Here is a 19,972-nt window from a genome sequence, read left to right on the forward strand (position 1 = left end):
TTATTTCCAGTCTTTAAAAATTCCATGTATGAAAATGTACTTCATGCCGCCATCGGTCCGGCGCCGTTGTTTCGGCGCGATCGTGGCTGGCCTGTTCCTCATGCTGCTGCCGTTGCTGACGGAGGCCCAGCAGCGCAGTGTTACCGTTAAAGGCCATGTCGCCAACCAGCAGGGCGAAGGGCTGCCCGGCGCAGCGGTGGGCGTTCGCGGATCGTCGGAAGGCGTGGCCACGAAGGAAGACGGTTCCTTTTCCATCCGCGTGCCGGAAAACAGCGTATTGCGGATTTCGTATGTAGGGTATGTAACGCAGGAAGTGAATATCGGCACCTCCGCACCGGGAAACCTCCGCATCACGCTGTCTGCCGACAAAGGCGATCTCAACGAAGTGATCGTGGTGGGATATGGTAAACAGAAGAAATCTGACGTTACCGGTTCCATCGTTTCCATCAACGAACAAACCCTCAAACAAACGCCCGTCAACAATATCAGCGCCGCCCTGCAAGGACAGGCCGCCGGCGTCGATATCCAGAAAGGCGGCGGCAACAGCAAACCCGGCGCCTCGCCGCGCATCCTCATCCGCGGCAACAGGTCGCTGAACGCCTCCAACGATCCGCTGTTCGTGGTAGACGGTATTCCGTACAACGGCAACATCAACGACCTGAACCAGGACGATGTGGTGTCAGTAGAAGTGTTGAAAGACGCCTCCGCCACAGCGATCTACGGATCCCGCGGCGCCAACGGCGTGATCCTCATTTCCACCCGCCGCGGTAAATCCGGCAAGGCGCGCGTCACCTACAACGGGTATGCGGGCATCGTGAAGCCCCGCGGAAAATTTCCGGTAATGAACGGGGAGGAGTTCTTCCGTTTCAAACAGTGGGCGAAGTACTGGGGCGCCATCGGCACCGCGGGCGCTTATACCGGCATCGACGATCCGCGCCTGAACCAGGCCGGCGAAGAATTCACGCCCACGGAAATCGATAATTACAAAGCAGGAAAAGGTACCGACTGGCAAGACCTCATCTATCACACCGGCACCACTACCGACCATCAGATCGGTATCAGCGGCGGCAGCGAATCCACCCAGTACGCACTTTCCGGCGCGTATTTCCGCGAAACGGGGATTTATTACGGCCAGTCTTTTGAGCGGTACTCGCTAAAAGCCACTGTAGACCATGCTTTCAGCAACAAGCTCAAGCTCGGGATCAGCTCGCTGAACAACTACAGCGTAACCATGGGCGAAAGCAACAATCCCATGAGCCAGGCCCTTCGCGCCAATCCGCTCGCATCGCCGTACGACTCCACCGGCACCCTCGTGGGCTTCGTGATCGGCAATGCCAACCAGGTGTGGAACCCGCTCGCCAACGAAGTCCCGAACGCGGTGACGGAACGCCGCAAACGCTTCGGTACTTTCACCAACCTGTTCCTCGACTACGAATTCATTCCCGGTCTCAAATACCGGTTCAACGCCGGCGCGGAGATCCGGTCCGACCTCTACGGCAGCTTCTCGGCCAGTAATACCACTTATAATCTGGGGGCTTTATCGCGATCCACGAACCAGAACCGGCTGTCTACCAACTACACGCTCGAAAACATTCTCACCTACGAGAAAACATTCGCGCAGAAGCACCGCCTGCATGCTACCGCAGTATACAGCTACCAGCAGTCCAATTATCAGCGGAACGATTTTTCGAACAATAACGTACCGGGCGATTTCCTCGAGTATTTCGCACCGCAGTTCGCGCAAAACCACACGGGAACGGGCGAACAGGAACAATGGAGCATCATTTCGTATATGGGCCGTATCAATTACGGGTACGACAACCGTTACCTGCTGACGCTGACCATGCGGTCCGACGGCTCGTCGAGGCTGGCGCCGGGGAACCATTTCCAGATTTTCCCTTCCGCTTCCGCAGCCTGGAACATCTCCAACGAAGCCTTCCTGCGCGGCAATTCCACCATCAGTGCGCTGCGCCTCATCGCTTCTTACGGCAAAACCGGCAATACGGCTATCGATCCTTATCAGACATTGGGCAGCCTGCGTGATGTGCGCTATAATTACGGGCCGGACCAAACGGCCATCGGCGCCTATCTCAGCTCGATCCCCAATCCCAACCTGACCTGGGAATATACCGCCACCACGAACCTCCGCCTGGAATTCGGATTGTGGAACAACCGGGTCAGCGGTTCGGCGGAAGTGTACAAACAAAACACGAGCGACCTGCTGCTCCCTAAATCCCTGCCGCCCACTTCGGGCATTCCCGAACCGATTTTGCTGAACGTCGGGAAAACGGAAAACAAGGGCCTGGAAATCCAGATCAACACGCAGAACATCGTAGCGCGATCGCGGGATCACTTTGGATGGAGCACCGACATGAATTTCTTCATGAACCGCGGCAAGATCGTGGAACTGTCGGAAGGCGTGATCAAAGACATCGCCAACGGCCGGTTCGTAGGCCAGCCGATCGGCGTGTATTACGACCTCGTGCGCGACGGCATCTGGCAAAACACCCCGGCAGACAGTGCCTGGGCCCGGGAATACAAGCAAACGCTTACCGGCAACGGGTCCGTGATCGGGAATATCCGGTATAAAGACGTTAATGGCGACAAGAAAATGAACTCCGAAGACCGTACGTTCATCGGTTCCCCGCAAGCCAGCTGGCAGGGCGGGATGACGAACCGCTTTACCTGCAAGGGTTTCGACCTGACCATTTCCGCGTTCGCACGGATGGGCGGGATGATTTCCAGCAACCTGCACAAAAGCGGCAACGCCTTCGTGCACACCTATCAAAGCAATTACAACAACCTCCGCGTGAATTACTGGACGCCTGAGAACGGCGAAACCCGTTATCCGAAGCCCAACGCCAACAATACCAATTCGCCGAACGTAAGCCTGCTCAGTTATTTCGACGGGTCGTTCGTGAAGATCCGCAGCATCGGCCTGGGCTATACGCTTTCGCCAGCGGTGCTCAAGCGCATCGGGCTGGGGAACCTGCGGATTTATTCCACCGTGGAAGACCCGTTCATCGTGTATTCGCCTTTCGTGAAGAAATACGGCGGCCTCGATCCGGAAACGGCGGGGAACCTCGCTGCGGATACGCCGCCCGTTTGGTCTGCCGTGTTTGGCGTGAACGTAACCTTCTAACCTGAAAAAAATCGAACCATGAAAAAATATGCACTGATCCTCGCGGCGGCGATCGCCGTTGCGGGATGTAAGGATAAACTGAAGGAACAGCCGCATGCCCTTATCACGCCGGAGTTCCTGAAAACGGCGCAGGGCTTCCAGTTGACGTACGACGCCTGTTATGCGGGCGGACGGACGGTTTGGGGGACGATGGATTTCTTCTTCCTGACCGTTCCCGGAACGGATGAATTCATTTCCGGGAAAGACGGCGGCAGTGACCTGAACCGCTACGCGAGCGGGTACACGCCATCCACCGGTACGATGAACAACCTGTGGCGCCCCGTCTATCAATATATCAATAACTGCAACGGCGTGATCAATGCCGCACCCAATGTGAAGGGGATAGACGTGGAAAAGAAGAAGCGGATGGTGGCGGAAGTAAAGTTCCTCCGCGCCAATTATTACTTCCAGCTCCTGCAGCAGTTCGGCGACCTGACCGTGTCCACCGAATTCAATATTCTGCCCAAAACCAGTGCAGACCGGCAGCCGGTGGAGGCGGCTTACGACCTGATCGTGGCCGACCTTACGGAAGCGATCAATACGTTGCCGGCGGGGCCGGGCGTAGACGGCGTATTGCCGGGAAAGGCGCACAAGGCGGCTGCGATGCACGTGCTGTCGAAAGTACTCCTCACGCGCGGCTACAGCAAAGCCGCGAAGCCCGACGATTTCACGAAAGCGGCGGAATGGGCCACGAAGCTCATCCATGACGTGGCACCCCAGGCCGGGCTGTCGCTGCAGGAAGATTTCGGGAATGTTTTCAAGGAAGGCAACGAAGCGAACAGCGAAGTGATATGGACCGTCCAGCACACGGCGAACCTCCCGTACAACGGGCCCAACAACAGCAGCGGGCACGATAATATCCTGAACCATCTCTGGGTACCGAAGTACGAAGACCTCGACGGCATGCAGCGCGATACCAAATACGGGAGGCCCTACATCCGCGTGGTGCCTACCCGCTGGCTGACGGATACCGTTTTCAGGGAAAGGACGAACGATACCCGTTACCGTAAAACTTTCCAGACCATGTGGATCAGCAACAACGGCGCGAAACTGCCCAAATGGCCCAGTCCGCTCCCCCCGGGAGCCCCCGCTGGCGCGGTTTCCGGCCAACCGAAATTCCAGGTGGGCGATACCGCGGTCTGGATGCCAGGGTACGATGTGACCGATGCGCAGATCAAGGCGGCGCCGTATACCCTCATCCCGCCGCGTAAATATTCCACCTCCATGAGCCCGGCGATGACGAAATATTACGATACCAAACGGCAGGATATGAACTATCCTTCCATCCGCTCCGTGATCGTGTACCGGCTGGCGGATACGTACCTCATTGCCGCGGAGGCGCTGCTGAAAGCCGGCAGGGCAGGAGAGGCACTGCCTTATATCAACGCCATCCGCCGGAGGGCCGCCTTCCCGACCGGTAATGCCGCCGCCATGGAAATATCGCTGGCCGACCTTACGCTGGATTTCCTCCTGGACGAGCGTTCCCGCGAATTGTGCGGGGAACTGACGCGCTGGCCGGACCTCGTGCGCACGGGGAAGCTGGTGGAAAGGATCGTGTTGCACAATACCGACGGACAAAAGAACATTCTGCCGAGGCACGTGCTGAGGCCGATACCGCAGGCGCAGATAGACGCCACTACGACCGGGCCGAAATATCCCCAGAACCCCGGCTGGGAAGATTTGTGATTACATTGTAAAAAGCAAAAAAAAGATCCGCCCGATTCCGGGCGGATCAATTTTTTTCATTTTGTTCGGGCGGTGTTGTGATCAGCGCGTGGCGGGCACTTTCTGCGTCGTGACGCGCTGCATGTACTTACGGGCGAAATGCGCCAGTAATACCACGGAAGCGATGCATAGACATGCGAGTTTGAATAGTAGACCGGTTTTCATAGGTATAGGGATTATAAGTTTACAAAAGGTGAAAAAATCAAGGGAAGATGGCTTCAGGACATCGCCCGCCAGGGTCCCAGGTGCCTGGAGAACCCGATGCAGGTGTCTTTCAACCGGCGCATATCGCGCTGCTCACGTCTGACAAGTAACAATACGATCAAGGCGATCAGTAAAACAGATACGACGATACCAAAAAATACAGTTTTCATCAGGATATCTATTTAATAATGATGACAGGATAGATGTGCCGTATTCCGGTGTAAATATAGATATTTTAATTATATAAAATATTATTTGAATGGAAATTTTGTTGACATCGAATTCACCCGGAAAACGTTCAAAAAAATATACATTTTTTGATAACATGTTATGATACGAACGGGGGATTTTGCCGCTGCGGTGCCGGCGCAGGCGGCTGACAGTAGGGGACAGGGGGCGTGGATAATTTTACTTCCCGCTGAAAATCAGTGCAGAAGGTATGGTGCATAAAATCTACTTGGCATATTCCGCGAATCCTTTATTTTTGCCAACGACCGGGTTTTGCTAAAAGATTTAGTAAGGGGCCGGGGTCAACCCCACCCCAACGGTTTAATCATCAACAGGTTAACAGTCAGACTTATGGCAGAAAACAAAGAGTTGTTCAACACCTATACGGAGGATTCCATCCGCTCGCTCGACTGGCGCGAGCACATCCGCCTCCGTCCGGGTATGTATATCGGCAAACTGGGAGACGGCAGCAGTCAGGACGATGGCATCTACATCCTTATCAAAGAGGTGGTAGACAATAGCATCGATGAGCACATGATGGGCTTCGGCAAGCAGATAGACATCAAGGTGACGGAACACGCCGTGACGGTGCGCGACTATGGCCGGGGCGTTCCCCTGGGCAAGGTAGTGGACGTAGTGAGCAAGATCAACACCGGCGCGAAGTACGATAGCAAAGCATTCCAGAAATCAGTGGGGCTGAACGGCGTGGGTACCAAGGCGGTCAACGCCCTGTCCAGCTACTTCAAAATCTCCTCCATGCGCGACGGCCGCGTGAAAGTGGCCGAATTCGAGCGGGGGGTGCTCACGAAAGAACATAAGGAAGCCGATACGAAGGAAAGCAACGGTACGCTCGTGACCTTCACACCGGACGATACCGTTTTCAAAAACTACCACTACATCCCCGACTTCCTGGAGAACCAGATATGGAACTACTGCTTCCTGAACGCGGGGCTCACCATTCACTTCAACGGCCAGAAATTCCTGTCCAAAAACGGGCTGCTGGATTTGCTGCAACGCAAAACCAACCCGGACGATCTGCGCTATCCCATCATCCACCTGAAAGGAGAGGATATTGAAGTGGCCATTACGCACGAAAACCAGTACGGCGAAGAATATTACTCCTTCGTAAACGGACAGCACACCACGCAGGGCGGTACCCACCTGGCGGCGTTCCGCGAAGCGTTCGTGAAAACCCTGCGCGATTTCTATAAAAAGGATTACGACGCAACAGACATCCGGGCGTCTATCTGCGCGGCCATTGCCGTGCGCGTGCAGGAACCGGTGTTCGAAAGCCAGACCAAAACCAAGCTCGGATCGCTGACGGTTTCGGAAGGCGGGCAGTCGATGAAAGCCTTCGTGCTCGAATTCCTCAGCAAACAGCTTGACGATTACCTGCACAAGAACCCCGCCGTCGCCGAATCCCTCAAGAAACGCATCGAACAAAGCGAGCGGGAGCGGAAGGAACTGGCCGGCATCAAGAAACTCGCCAACGAACGCGCCAAAAAGGCGAACCTTCATAACCGCAAACTGCGCGACTGCCGTTTCCATCTCAACGAAGAAGCCACCGGCAAACATAAAGACGAACAGGAAACCAAACAGCGGGAAACCACCATTTTCATCACGGAGGGCGACTCCGCAAGCGGTTCCATCACCAAGTCCCGCAACGTGGAAACCCAGGCCGTATTCAGCCTCCGCGGTAAACCGCTGAACTGTTACGGGCTGTCGAAAAAGATCGTATACGAGAACGAGGAGTTCAATCTCCTCCAGCACGCCCTCAATATCGAAGAAGGGCTGGAAGGCCTGCGGTACAACAACATCGTCATCGCCACCGATGCCGACGTAGATGGTATGCACATCCGCCTGCTCATGCTCACGTTCTTCCTGCAGTTCTTCCCCGACCTGGTGAAGAACGGGCACATCTACATCCTGGAAACGCCCCTGTTCCGCGTCCGCAACAAGCAGCAAACCATTTACTGCTACAGCGAAGAAGAGAAACAGAAAGCGGTGAAAAAACTGGGCAACAAACCGGAGATCACCCGATTCAAGGGTTTGGGCGAGATCAGCCCGGAAGAATTCGGACAGTTCATCGGCGACGATATGCGCAAATCGCCCATCATCCCGTCCCAGGAAATGCCGGTCGCCAAAATGCTGGAATATTACATGGGCAAAAACACCCAGCACCGCCAGGATTTCATCATCAGCAATCTCCGCCTGGAGAAAGACCTGGTGGAAGAAACCGCGGAAGCGTAATTATAAAGAAGAAGACGAATACCGACAATGATATTGCATATTGTATTCGGTCAGTCGAGCGTCGCCAACCTGAAAGCGGCCTTCGAACTGGACCCGCAACTGGAAGGGGAGATATTGTGTTACGAGGACGATCTGGCCGTGGGCCCGATCTTCATCCTCGACACGCCGGACGGGCGCGTTGCGCGCCGCGACTGGTGGAACGCCCTGCAGGACATTACCCTGCCGCCGCCCGCAGAAGGAGAGCAGATCCCCGTGCCGGAAGATCCCGTTCGCAGCCTCAAGGCGCGCCTGCGCGAGGAAGAGGAACTCGTGATATGGATTTGGGCGGGGCAAAACCCGACCGACGTTTGCGGGTACTATTGGCTGATCAGCCAGCTCGACCGCTTCTCGGGCCGCATCCACCTCATTTATCTCAACAATCTGCCTTTCCTAAACGAAAAGAACGGCGTGTTTTACCCCACGCACCTCAGCCAGATATTGCCGAAAGAATACCTGAAGGCGAAGAAACTGGCGAGGGAAGTGTCTTTGGCGGAATTTGAGCTGGATGGCGACGAGTGGCGCCGGTTGATGAATGAGAACGCAGGCGTAAGGCTGCTGGAAGGCGGAAAGAAGATCCGCGGTGAAGCGGCCACGCATTACGATAAAGACCTGCTGGCCGCTACGGGCAAGGAGTTCGCGAAAGCGGGCAAATCGGCCGCGGCGGTGATCGGCAAAATGAAATATCCCGTGATGGACCATTACCTGAACTGGCGGTTGAAAGAACTGGTGAGGGAAGGGAAACTGGAAGCCCGCGGGGAGCTGAAAACATTAAAAGATTACGAGATCAGGCAACCGGGCGGCGGAGGCGAATCCGAAGCGGCAGTACCGGAAACCGCAGAAAATGCATAACGATGGCACAGCCGGATATTCAGCCGTTGCGGCAGATCGGGAAAGATGACCGCGGAAGCGGATATGAATGGGAAAGTTTCCGTACCGGAACGTTCCTCCTCTGCTACCGCAACGCCGGCAGCAGCAGCGGTCAGCATTACCACCAGGGGAAATCCGATTACAAGAACCCCGAGATCATGTACCTCCTCAGCGGCACCGCAGCGCTGCACTGGTGCCCGCTCGAAGAATCCGAAATCCGGATGGATACGATCGTGGCCCCGGCCAGGGTGGAAATCCCCATCAACGTCTGGCACCAGCTGATCGCCGTCACCGATTGTTCCTTCATCGAACTTAACACCCTTAACGACGTGCACATCGATTCCGTGCGCGTTTGGCGGGAAGACTTCGAGGCCGGGAAACGTTAGATTTTACTTTTCTGAATCAAGCATATGAGCAATACACAAGAAACACCGGACGAATCACTGCATGGCGCAGCGCACGTAGACGAGAAATACAAGGACTGGTTCCTGGACTACGCCTCGTACGTTATCTTGGAGCGCGCGGTGCCTGGCGTGGAAGACGGGCTCAAACCCGTTCAGCGCCGCATCATGCACGCCATGAAGGAAATGGACGACGGGCGTTTCAACAAGGTGGCCAACGTGATCGGGCAAACCATGCAGTACCACCCGCATGGAGACGCCTCCATCAGCGACGCCATCGTGAACCTCGGACAGAAAGAACTGCTGATCGATATGCAGGGCAACTGGGGCGACGTTCGCACGGGCGACGATGCCGCCGCCGCCAGGTACATCGAGGCACGCCTTTCGAAATTTGCGCTGGAAGTAGCTTTCAACGGTAAAACCACCGAATGGCAACTGAGCTACGACGGCCGTAAGAACGAGCCGCTCGCACTGCCGATGAAATTCCCGCTGCTGCTCGCGCAGGGCGCGGAAGGCATCGCCGTGGGCCTCAGCACCAAGATCCTCCCGCATAACTTCATCGAACTGATAGACGCTTCCATCAAATACCTCCGCGGAAAGAAATTCGAGCTTTATCCCGATTTCCTCACCGGTGGCATGATCGACGTGGCCAACTACAACGACGGTAAACGCGGCGGCAAAGTGCGCGTTCGCGCCCACATCGAGGAGAAAGACAAAAAGACCCTCCTCATCAAGGACGTACCGTACGGCGTTACCACCACCGGCCTCATGGATTCCATCGTGAAAGCCAACGACAACGGGAAGATCAAGATCAAAAAAGTGATCGACAATACCGCCGCCGACGTGGAGATCGAAGTACAACTGGCGCCCGGTATTTCGCCGGACATCACCATCGACGCGCTCTACGCCTTCACGGATTGCGAAGTGTCCATCTCCCCGAACGCCTGCGTGATCGTGGACGATAAACCCATGTTCCTCGGCGCATCCGACCTGCTGCGGCGCTCGGCCGATTTTACGAAACACCTCCTGCAGCGGGAACTCGAGATCCGCCTCGCCGAGCTCGAAGAAAAATGGCACTACACTTCCCTCGAAAAAATCTTCTTCGAAAAAGGGATTTACAAAGAGCTGGAAGAAAAACACAAAGACTGGGAAGCCGTACTGGTAGCCATCGACAAGGGATTCACCCCCTACAAAAAGCAACTCAAGCGCGACATTTCCCGCGAAGATATCGTTAAACTCACCGAAAAACCGGTGCGCCGCATCTACCGCCTCGATATCAACGAACTCAACGAGCAGATCAAGGCGATCGACGCCGATATCAAACAGGTAAAGCACGACCTCGCCAACCTGACCGATTTCGCGGTAGCCTACTTCGAAGGCCTCCAGAAAAAATACGGCAAGGGCCGCGAACGGAAAACCGAGATCAAAACCTTCGATACCATCCAGCAACAATCCGTCGCCATCGCCAACACCAAAATTTACGTGAACCGGGCAGACGGGTTCATCGGCACCTCGCTCAAAAAGGACGAGTTCGTGGCCGATTGCTCCGATATCGACAATATCATCGTTTTCCGCCGCGACGGTGTGATGCTGGTCACCAAAGTATCCGACAAAACATTCGTGGGCAAAGACATCATTCATGTGGACGTGTTCCGCAAGAACGATGAGCGGATGACCTACAATATGATCTACACCGACGGTAAAACCGGTTACAGCCTGGCCAAACGCTTCAACGTTACCGGTATCACCCGCGATAAGGAATACAACCTCACCAAAGGCGAAAAGGGCTCCAAAGTGCATTACTTCACCGCAAACGCCAACGGCGAAGCGGAAGTGGTAACCGTGAAGCTCAGCGCCAATTGCGCCGCCAAGAAGAAGGAATTCGATTTCTATTTCGAGACCATTCCCATCAAAGGCCGCAGCTCCATGGGCAACGTGGTGACCAAATGGCCCATCCGCTCCGTGAAGTTCAAGGAGAAAGGCGTTTCTACCCTGAGCGGACTGAAAATCTGGTATGATGATGCCGTAGGTCGCCTGAACACCGACCAGCGCGGCCTGTTCGTTGGCTCGTTCGAAGGGGAAGACAAGATCGTCGTGTTCTACAAAAACGGGACGTACGAACTGACGAACTTCGAACTGACCAACCGCTTCGATGCGGAACAAGCCATGTACATCGAGAAATTCAACCCGGAAAGGATCGTTTCCACCGTGTATTTCGATGCCGACAAGAAGCAGTATAACGTGAAACGCTTCAAGATCGAAACGCAAACCCTCAACAACAAGTTCTCCTTCATCAAGGAGGGCGCCCATAACCATGTGGAGCTGGTAACCACGCAGGCAGAACCCGTCGTGATCCTCCGCACAGGCAAGAAGCGCGATCCCGATGAAGAGGAAATCTCCCTCCACGAAGCGTATGAGGTGACCGGCTGGCGCACAGTAGGTAACAAGATCGCAGGAGACGATTTCGTGAACATCGAACTCATCACCGAAGACGAAGAAGCCGAACAGGAAGATGACGATGCCGGGAATGTTCAAGGCGAATTGTTCTGATAATCAATGATTTAGTATAAAGGCGCAAGGGTGGCGAAACCCTTGCGCCTTTTTTGTTTTTATCCAGTCAGACGTTTGGGACGAACGGATTGGTCGTATGCAGATTTACCGTTACATTCGGTAAAGGCTTACCCGCCCAACCTGACTTTTTAAACCTGTATTCTATTCCTGACCCTGGAAATTTCGCCCATGAAGAAATCACCCCTTTTATTTCCATTGCTGGTACTGGCGTTATCGGCATCCGCTCAAAAATCGCCCAACAAACCCGCCAACATTTTCATGTCCAAATTGCCGAACGGTTTGGAACTATTGGTGCTGGAAGATCATTCCGTGCCGCTGGTTACCGTTGAAATGGCCGTCCGCAACGGATCTTACACGGAAGATAACGAGTATAACGGCTTGTCGCACCTCTACGAGCACATGTTCTTCAAAGCCAACAAAGACATCCCCTCGCAGGAGAAATACCTCGAGCGCGTGCAGGAACTGGGGATTTCGTTTAACGGCACCACCAGCCAGGAGCGCGTCAATTACTTTTTTACCCTCGGCAGCAAGGACCTCGACAACGGTCTCCGGTTCATGAACAGCGCCATCCGCTACCCGCTGTTTTTGCAAGAGGAAATGAAGAAGGAAAATCCCGTGGTAGACGGCGAGTTCCAGCGCGCCGAATCCAATCCCGCCTGGGCGCTGTTCGACAAGGTGAACCACAAAACCTGGGGCGCGCATTATTCCCGGAAAAACCCCATCGGCGACCACGACATCATCCTCACCGCCACACCCGGGAAAATGCGCATCATCAAAGACAAATATTATTATCCCGACAATTCCATCCTCCTCATCGCTGGCGACGTAAAGCATGAAGACGTTTTTCGCCGTGCGAAGGAAGTGTTCGGGGATTGGAAAGCCGCCGGCTTCGATCCGTTCAAACGCTGGCCCATCCCTGATTTTGAACCGCTGAAAGGAAAAGACAGCCTGCATTTCGTGACGATCAGCCCCAACGCCAAGGTGCCAATTTTACTGCAGGTATGGCACGGGCCGGATACGCGCAACGATATTAAAGCCACGCTGGTGGCGGACGTGTTTTCGTACATCCTGTCGCAGAAAAACTCCCGGTTCCAGAAAAACCTCATCGACAGCGGGTACGCCCTGAACGTGGGGATCAGTTACCAGACAGCGAAATTCGTAGGCCCGATCCAGGTTTTCTGCGTGCCGAACCCTGCAAAGTTCAAGGAATCGTTCAAGGCGCTGGCAAGGGAAATCGAGCAGTTCGACAGCGACGATTATTTTACCGACGAGCAACTGGAAACCTCGAAGATCAAGCTGGCCAACAGCGAGAAATTCAATATGGAAGCCACCACGGAGTACATTCATTCACTGAGCTTCTGGTGGGCCTCGGCAACGCTGGATTATTATTTCGATTACATCGCCGAACTGAACAAGGTGACGCGTAGAGACATCCAGGATTATGTCCGCAAGTACATCAAAAACCAGCCTTCCGTGGCGGGTTTGCTGCTGAGCCCGGACATGCAGAAAGAATGGAACGTAACCGACCTGGATGCTTTATACCGCTAACCTTTTAAACACCGAACATGAAACGAATTATCTATATCATCCTGTGCGTTTGCGGCGGTACGCCCCTGTTTGCCCAAACCACGAAAGAGTTGCAGGTAGACGGGATCAAAGTGATTTTCAAGAAGACGGAAAAATCCGTCGCCACCGTAAACCTCTGCATCCGCGGCGGTGCCGCCAATATCACCGAAGCGCAGCAGGGGCTGGAGCCACTGGCACTGCGGACCGCGCTGAACGGCGGTACGGCTTCCATGAATAAAGATGACCTGTCGGCAGAACTGGAGAAGCTCGGGACCGAGTTTTCCGCCGGTGCTAAAAACGATTTCTCCTTCATGACTATGACCTGCCTGCGCGACAAATGGGACCGCAGCTGGGCGCTGTTTTCCGACGCCGTGCTGCACCCCGTGATGGACGAAGGCGAGTTCAGGCTGGAGCGCGACCGCATGGTGTCTGGCGCCAGGCAAATGGAAGCCGATCCCGATCAATACCTCCGCATACTGGCCGCCCAGCAGCTGTTTGCGGGAACGGACTATGCGAAGCGCGTAAATGGCGTTCCGGAAACACTGGAGAAACTCACGCTCGCCGATGCGAAGGACCTTTACAAAAAACTTCTCGGCAAGCAGCGGATTTATCTCGTGGTGGTTGGCAACCTGGATGAGAAAGACATTGCCGCGAAAGTGAAAAACACCCTGGCGGCGCTCCCCTCCGGCGAAGCCCCGCGCAAGCCTACGGCTGCTGCCATCAAGCCCGGCGTGAATGTTTCCGACCGCCAGCTGGCCACCAATTACATTATCGGTTTCGGGAATGCGCCGAAATATTATTCACCCGACGGGCCGCTTTTCCAGTTTGCCATGAGCATCCTGTACGACCGTTATTTCGTGGAGCTGCGGACGAAGCGAAGCCTGTCTTACGCCCCGGCTGCGGGTTACAACAACGCTTTCATCGAAACGCCGGCCGCACAGTTGTATATTACGACGGTGGACCCCAAGCAGTCGCTGGAGGTGATGACGGCTATCATCAACGACGTGAAGGAGAACGGTTTTAAGCCGAAGGAAATCGAGAACAAGAAGAAATCCTACCTCACCAATTATTACATGACCAACCAGAGCAGCGGTGCGCAGGCTAACGTCATGAGCACCTGCGAGGCTTCCGGCAACTGGCGCATTTTCGACGAGATCAATACCCGCATCGGGCAGGTGAAAACGGAAGACGTGAACCGCGTTTTCGGGAATTACCTCAACGAAGTGCAGTGGACGTACCTTGGGAACAAGGATAAAGTGGCGGAGTCGGATTTCAAGCAGCCGGCGCCGGCGAAACTGCCCGCTTCGAATGTGAAGAAGCCGAAAGATTAAGGGAATTAGCACTTCTTATATCGCAAAATCCGCCGTAATGGCGGATTTTGCTATTTGTACAGTGCAGGGAAAAACGCAAATTGCAGGTAGGATGGAAGCGTGGAATGGCAGGATGCGATGGAGGCGCGGAGTTCGATTAACTTTTTTCGTTATATTGTGCCTATGAAGCAGTACACATGTATGTTTGCGACCCTGTTGGCTGTGGCTTGTGCTTCTTCTGAAAAGCAGCCGAATGAAATCCGTGAGATCCGGGCAACGAGCGAAGCCGTGCTGGCTACGATCGAAAAGAAGGACGTCAAGGCTTTCCGGGAGTTGGTGGGCGTACCGCTGGAGCAGATCGGCCAATCGGAAGCTTCGCTGGCCCGGAAGTTCGACCGGATTTGCCGGGTGTTTGAAGAGTACGCGCCGAAAGAAAGACCGCCGGTTTTTGTGACCGACTCCGTTTCCACTTACAATAAACGCGTAGTTTTTATTCCTGTTTACAGCGGGAAAGGCCTGAAAGGCTCGGTAGGGCAGGTGCGGCTGATGTTGCTCTTCGGCCCGAAGTCGCATTACCCGTACAATAAAATCTCCGATATTGAGCTGCATGTTTTCAACCACGAAATGAACGAGCTTCCGCTGCCGGATGCCGAGCTGCCATCGCCCTGATGCAAAGCTGAAACCCATACTGCCGCCGAAGTGTGCGACGCAACGGCGGTTGCGTGACGTGCCAGGGCTGACCTGCAAGTCACTTCGCTAACCGGATTAGCGGTGTGGATGACTAATTCTTTTTCTTCTTCTTGGCAGCTTTCTCCGCCTGTTTCGCGGCTTCTTCTTCCGCTATTTCATCGTAGGTTTTGGGTTCTTTCAGGTTCGACTTACTCTTGTCGAAAGGCACGCCCACCGGCACTTTGCCTTTCTCCAGCGCGTCGTGGAATATTTTTTCGACATGTACCCATTTGCCGGCCTGCCATTTGAAGCCTTCGTAGTCCATATCGGGAACGAGCGTGTATTTTTTGGTTTCCTCGCCGGTTTCGGAAATGAGGTGATCGTAAATGATGAGGTTGGCTTCGGGGTTCCAGTTGAGGCTGGCGGCCGCGTCGCGCTTGTATTCCAGGATAAACCGGTTGCGCGTGGGCTTGCGGACGGTATCTTCCACGAAACTGAAATAGGGGCCGCCGAACACGGGCACGCTGTCTTTGAACGTGAGCATTTCAGCGATCTTTTTCTGGCTGCGCATGTTGTTGGCGTCCCAGCCGAACAGCGTGTAGTATTCCGCGTTGAAATACCGCCGCTGGATGATGGCGTAATACAGGCATCCGTACCAACCGTGGTGATTGGTGATCGTATCCGTATTGGTGGTGAAGTCGGAATTGTCGAACAGGGGGAACAGCTTCAGGGAGCCGTCTTTGGTGTTCATCTGGATCACGCCGAAGTGGCGGAAAGTGCTGTTGTCGTTCTCCAGCGGCCAGGTGAAGATGCGGAAAGTACTGTCTGCTGGGTACACCTTTGCCATCGTAGTCACCGAATCGAAGGGGTAGTAGAAAGAGTACGGCGTTTTGAGGGCTTTAACGAGCGCGGGGATGAACGCATCGTTTCTCGTGGTGCGCACTTCCTGGGTTTTACCGTTGATGATCTCGTAGCTCATGGCGCGCAGGGAATCCTGCCGCTTTTCGAGTTCGGCGAGGCTGGCTGCCGGGAGTTTCTGTCCAAAGGCAGTACTGGCGCAGCATATGGCGATAAGGAGGAGGATGGCTTTCATGATACTTGTCTTATTAACCCCAAAAGCATCGATTTATTGCAGGGATGCGAGCGTTTTAACGAAATGGCCCCAGGAATACAGCTGCTTTTGCTCCCGGATAAAGTCGCCGAAGCGGCCGGCCGGCTGCTCCAGGAACCGGAGAATACCGTCTGCAATGGCCGTTGCATCGGGCTTTACGACATACCCCGCCTTTCCGTCGGGCACGATTTCCGGGAGGCCGCCCACATCGGTTACCAACATCGGCTTTTCGAAATGGTAGGCCATTTGTGAAATACCGCTTTGCGTGGCGGTACGGTAGGGTTGGACCACCAGGTCGGCCGCGGAGAAGAAATATTTCACGTCCGCATCCGGGATGAAATCGCTGACGATGGTAACGTTGTTGCCGATGAGCGGTTCGTATTTCTTACGGTCTTCGTAGAATTCCCCCGCCACCACGAGCCTCAGATCCCGCATGGCGCGGATGCGCGGATCGGCCATGGCCTGCAGCAGGAGGTCGAGCCCTTTGTAATGCCGGATGAACCCGAAAAACAGGAGGTATTTTCCTTGTATATCCAAACCGAGATGGCGGCGCGCTTCCGGGGCCGGGAGCGTATCGCCGAAATGGTCGTACACGGGATGCGGCGCATATGCGGCAGGTTTATCGGTAAGTTTGCGGATATCGTTCAGCACTTCGCGGCTAAGGGTAATGAACGCATGGCAGCTGTTCACGAAATACCTGGTGAGCGCGGCATCTCCGGGCCGTTTTTCGTGGGGGATGAGGTTATGTACCAGTCCTACGATGCGGGAGTGCCCGTTTTTGCGGATGATGCGCGCCAGGCTGCCAAGGCTCATGGCCATGAGCGGCATCCAGAATGCGATGATCACCATATCCGGACGTTGCTTCCGGATGGCGAGCCCCGTCTTCCGCCAGTTCAGCGGGTTGAGGGAATGCACGCTACGTTTGATACAAAGCCCGGCAGGAGCGGGCGCCGAAGTATACTGTTCCTTCCCGGGGAACATGAACCCGGGATACTGGAAGGAGAACGTATGGATGTCTACCTCATGCCCCTGCGCGATGAGCTCGCGCGCAAGCCGCTCGTTGAAAGCGGCAAGCCCTCCCCGGATAGGGTGGGCGGGACCGATAATGACGATTTTCTGCAAAGCAGCCATCAGTCTTCGTTTTCAAGGATTTCCTCCACGAGATAGGAATTGCGCTCCGGTGCGTTGCGCGCTACCAGTTCGGCGATGAACCCCGTGAGGAACAGTTGCGAACCGATGATGAGGAGCAGCATGGCGAGGAAGAACAGCGGCCTTTCCGTCATTTTGTACTGCATCCAGAATATTTTGGCTACGGCCAGGTACCCCGCGATGATGAACCCGATGAGGAAAAACAGCGTGCCCAGCGCACCGAAAAAGTGCATGGGCCGCTTCCCGAAACGCCCTACGAAAGTGATGGACGCGAGGTCGAGGAAGCCGTTGATGAAGCGCTCCAGACCGAATTTGGTGGTGCCGTACTTGCGCTTGCGGTGCTCCACCACTTTTTCGCCGATGTTGCGGAACCCGCTCCACTTGGCGATCACGGGAATATACCGGTGCATTTCTCCGTACACTTCGATGGTTTTTACCACCTTTTTACGATACGATTTCAAACCGCAGTTGAAATCGTGCAGCTTGATGCCGCTCATCTTGACGGTGGCCCAGTTGAAGAGCTTCGAAGGGAGATTTTTGGTCAGCGTATTGTCGAAGCGCTTCTTCTTCCAGCCGCTCACCAGGTCGTACCCGTCGTCTACGATCATGCTGTAGAGGCCGGGGATTTCGTCGGGCGAGTCTTGCAGGTCGGCGTCCATCGTGATGACCACACGGCCCTGTGCCTTACGGAAACCTTCGTTGAGCGCGGCGGATTTGCCGTAATTGCGCTGGAATTTGATGCCTTTGATGTTCGGGTTTTCGAGGGAAAGCTGGCGGATCACGTCCCACGACTGGTCGGTACTCCCGTCGTCTACCATCCATACTTCATAAGAGAAGCCGTTGGCTAGCATGACGCGGTCGATCCATGCCGCCAGTTCGGGCAGTGATTCTTCTTCGTTTTTTAAGGGAACGATTACGGATATGTCCAGGTGTTTCATTTCTTTTTGGCTAAGGCGGCTCCCAGCAATGCGGCTACAGTACCGGGGAGCACGTACAACATGAGGATGCCGGAAAGCACGGTTACGGGGAAGGCCTGTTTCAGCCGTTCGAATTCTTCAGCATGGGTTTCAGGCATGTTGGCCTGTGGCCCCATGGCGATCATGTCCTGGATGAATTGTTCCTTGTAACCGGGCATCATCATCGCGAAGAGCATGAACAGCGCGGCGAAAACGACGGTAGCGGCGGCGGTGGTGCGGAACCCGGTGCCGAAAACCTCTCCGAAGCTTGCTTTGTGGTCCATATCGCGGGAAAAGCGCAGGCAGGAAGCCACTACGGCCACCACCAGTACGCCCAGCGCGATGATGCGGAAAAAGATATTGTTGGAGCTGGCGCCGGAAAAATGTTGCGTCAGCAGCAGTGCGAAGTTGATGCCTGCGGCCAGGAGGCCGAAGCGGAGATGCGTTTTGCTCTTCATGACCGGAACCAGGATTTTTGTTGACGAATGATGCCGGTTACGCTGCCTTTCGCGGGCTTGCCGAGGAAAGGCGTGTTACGGCTTTTGGACTGGAAGCGGTCGTCGCTCAGCGTATATTCCGTTTCAGGCTCGAAAATGGTGAGGTTGGCAGGAGCGCCTTCGGCGATCGGGGATACTGGTTGACCGAATATGCGCCGCGGATTGTCTGACAGCAGTTTCACCAGCCGGCTCACCGCCATGCCGGGCAAAGCGGCGCGCAGCGCGGCGAAAGCCGTTTCGAGGCCGATCATCCCCGGTTTGGCGTATTCGAATTCCACCTGCTTGGCGTCCCAATCCTGCGGCTGGTGGTGGGTAGCGATGCAATCCACCGTACCGTCTTCCACGGCGGCGCGCAGCGCGTCCACATCGTCTTGCGTGCGGAGCGGCGGATTTACTTTCAGGAAGCTGTCGTACGAAGCCATGTCCGCATCCGTGAACAGCAGGTGGTACGGTGTAACGGAACAGGTTACCTGCAGTCCGCGGGCTTTCGCCGCTGCGATGAGCCGGATGGATTCCCGGGTGGAAACGGCAGTTACATGGAGGCGGGAGCCGGTATATTCGAGGAGGTCGAGGTCGCGTTTAAGCATGATCTCTTCGGCGATGGCCGGTTTGCCGGGCATGCCGAGGCGGGTGGAATGGATGCCTTCATGCATGAGGCCATGGCCGGAGATGGTCGTATCGTCCGGGATCTGGATCACGGTGCCGTCGAAGGCTTTCACGTACTGGAGCGCCTTGAGCATGAGGCCCGACGATTGCACAGGTTTGAGCCCGTCGGAGAAGGCTACGGCGCCGGCCTCCCGCATCTCGTACATTTCGGCGAGGGAAGCGCCTTCGAGCTTTTTGGTGATGGCGCCGACGGGCAGCACTTCCGCCACGCTGTTGCGGGTGGAACTGTGCACATATGCGATCTGCGATTTAGTATCGATCGCCGGCTGCGTATTGGGAACGATCATGACGGCCGTAAACCCGCCCGCTGCGGCGGCGAGGGCGCCGGATTGCAGATCTTCCTTGTACTCCTGTCCCGGATCGCAGAAATGGGCGAAAACGTCCATCCATCCGCCGGAAACGTGCAGGCCGCCGCCTTTGATCACGGTAGCGTTTCCCGGTGCAATTTCGTCGGCGATGGAAGTGATCACGCCATTGTCGATCAGTATATCTTTTCGTTGCCCGTTAAAAGGCGATTGTTCAGAAACGATGGTCGCGCTTTTCAGTAAAATTTGCATCTTTTGATTTTATCCCGTGCAAATG

16 protein-coding genes are annotated in these 19,972 nt (G+C 55.2%); 9 read left to right on the plus strand and 7 right to left on the minus strand.

Annotated elements, in window-relative coordinates; genetic code table 11:
• The first annotated feature begins 28 nt into the window (after nt 1–28).
• Together EJ361_RS00065 and EJ361_RS00070 are read left to right on the plus strand one after the other, a co-directional pair.
• Nucleotides 29–3,142: a SusC/RagA family TonB-linked outer membrane protein gene (locus EJ361_RS00065; protein WP_164714015.1), complete on the plus strand. Its 3,114-nt coding sequence runs from the start codon at nt 29–31 to the stop codon at nt 3,140–3,142.
• Between the two features lie 18 nt (nt 3,143–3,160).
• Nucleotides 3,161–4,867, plus strand: coding sequence for a RagB/SusD family nutrient uptake outer membrane protein (locus EJ361_RS00070; RefSeq protein ID WP_126243307.1), 1,707 nt, complete (start codon nt 3,161–3,163; stop codon nt 4,865–4,867).
• Nucleotides 4,868–4,948: 81 nt separating this feature from the next.
• Here EJ361_RS00070 and EJ361_RS25950 read toward each other — a convergent pair whose 3' ends face one another.
• Together EJ361_RS25950 and EJ361_RS25480 are read right to left on the minus strand one after the other, a co-directional pair.
• Nucleotides 4,949–5,071 carry a hypothetical protein gene (locus EJ361_RS25950; protein WP_262707042.1) on the minus strand — a complete coding sequence of 41 codons (123 nt, stop codon included), beginning with the start codon at nt 5,069–5,071 and terminating at the stop codon, nt 4,949–4,951.
• Nucleotides 5,072–5,124: 53 nt separating this feature from the next.
• A complete protein-coding gene (locus tag EJ361_RS25480; RefSeq protein WP_164714016.1) occupies nt 5,125–5,280 on the minus strand; it encodes a hypothetical protein in 156 nt (51 codons plus the stop codon).
• A 409-nt stretch (nt 5,281–5,689) separates the two neighbouring features.
• Between EJ361_RS25480 and EJ361_RS00075 the strand changes: the two genes are divergently transcribed.
• The 7 genes from EJ361_RS00075 to EJ361_RS00105 all read left to right on the plus strand — a co-directional run bounded on the left by EJ361_RS00075 (nt 5,690) and on the right by EJ361_RS00105 (nt 15,011).
• Nucleotides 5,690–7,588: a DNA topoisomerase IV subunit B gene (locus EJ361_RS00075; RefSeq protein ID WP_126243308.1), complete on the plus strand. Its 1,899-nt coding sequence runs from the start codon at nt 5,690–5,692 to the stop codon at nt 7,586–7,588.
• A 27-nt stretch (nt 7,589–7,615) separates the two neighbouring features.
• Nucleotides 7,616–8,476 carry a DUF1835 domain-containing protein gene (locus EJ361_RS00080; protein ID WP_126243309.1) on the plus strand — a complete coding sequence of 287 codons (861 nt, stop codon included), beginning with the start codon at nt 7,616–7,618 and terminating at the stop codon, nt 8,474–8,476.
• Between the two features lie 2 nt (nt 8,477–8,478).
• Nucleotides 8,479–8,880, plus strand: coding sequence for a hypothetical protein (locus tag EJ361_RS00085; RefSeq protein WP_126243310.1), 402 nt, complete (start codon nt 8,479–8,481; stop codon nt 8,878–8,880).
• Between the two features lie 24 nt (nt 8,881–8,904).
• Nucleotides 8,905–11,445, plus strand: coding sequence for a DNA gyrase/topoisomerase IV subunit A (locus EJ361_RS00090; protein ID WP_126243311.1), 2,541 nt, complete (start codon nt 8,905–8,907; stop codon nt 11,443–11,445).
• Nucleotides 11,446–11,634: 189 nt separating this feature from the next.
• Nucleotides 11,635–13,014, plus strand: a complete 1,380-nt coding sequence (locus EJ361_RS00095) for a M16 family metallopeptidase (protein WP_126243312.1) — start codon at nt 11,635–11,637, stop codon at nt 13,012–13,014.
• Between the two features lie 17 nt (nt 13,015–13,031).
• Nucleotides 13,032–14,363 (plus strand): M16 family metallopeptidase, encoded by a 1,332-nt coding sequence (locus EJ361_RS00100; RefSeq protein ID WP_126243313.1) that lies wholly within the window; start codon nt 13,032–13,034, stop codon nt 14,361–14,363.
• A gap of 162 nt (nt 14,364–14,525) precedes the next feature.
• A complete protein-coding gene (locus EJ361_RS00105; protein WP_126243314.1) occupies nt 14,526–15,011 on the plus strand; it encodes a hypothetical protein in 486 nt (161 codons plus the stop codon).
• Between the two features lie 112 nt (nt 15,012–15,123).
• On the opposite strand, the gene EJ361_RS00110 is transcribed toward EJ361_RS00105, so the two are convergent.
• From EJ361_RS00110 to EJ361_RS00130, 5 genes are read right to left on the minus strand one after another with little or no spacing between them, the layout of a single operon-like run.
• Nucleotides 15,124–16,104, minus strand: a complete 981-nt coding sequence (locus tag EJ361_RS00110; protein ID WP_126243315.1) for a hypothetical protein — start codon at nt 16,102–16,104, stop codon at nt 15,124–15,126.
• A 33-nt stretch (nt 16,105–16,137) separates the two neighbouring features.
• The gene (locus tag EJ361_RS00115; protein WP_126243316.1) at nt 16,138–17,253 is read right to left on the minus strand and encodes a glycosyltransferase; all 1,116 of its coding nucleotides are present in this window, start codon (nt 17,251–17,253) and stop codon (nt 16,138–16,140) included.
• Nucleotides 17,253–18,209 (minus strand): glycosyltransferase family 2 protein, encoded by a 957-nt coding sequence (locus EJ361_RS00120; protein WP_240646502.1) that lies wholly within the window; start codon nt 18,207–18,209, stop codon nt 17,253–17,255. The genes EJ361_RS00115 and EJ361_RS00120 overlap by 1 nt, the downstream gene beginning before the upstream one ends.
• Nucleotides 18,206–18,685 (minus strand): DUF4199 family protein, encoded by a 480-nt coding sequence (locus EJ361_RS00125; protein ID WP_126243317.1) that lies wholly within the window; start codon nt 18,683–18,685, stop codon nt 18,206–18,208. Before EJ361_RS00125 ends, EJ361_RS00120 begins: the two co-directional genes overlap by 4 nt.
• A complete protein-coding gene (locus EJ361_RS00130; protein ID WP_126243318.1) occupies nt 18,682–19,947 on the minus strand; it encodes a dihydroorotase in 1,266 nt (421 codons plus the stop codon). The genes EJ361_RS00125 and EJ361_RS00130 overlap by 4 nt, the downstream gene beginning before the upstream one ends.
• Between the last annotated feature and the right edge of the window lie 25 nt (nt 19,948–19,972).

The organism is Chitinophaga rhizosphaerae (assembly GCF_003958645.1).
Lineage (GTDB): Bacteria > Bacteroidota > Bacteroidia > Chitinophagales > Chitinophagaceae > Chitinophaga > Chitinophaga rhizosphaerae.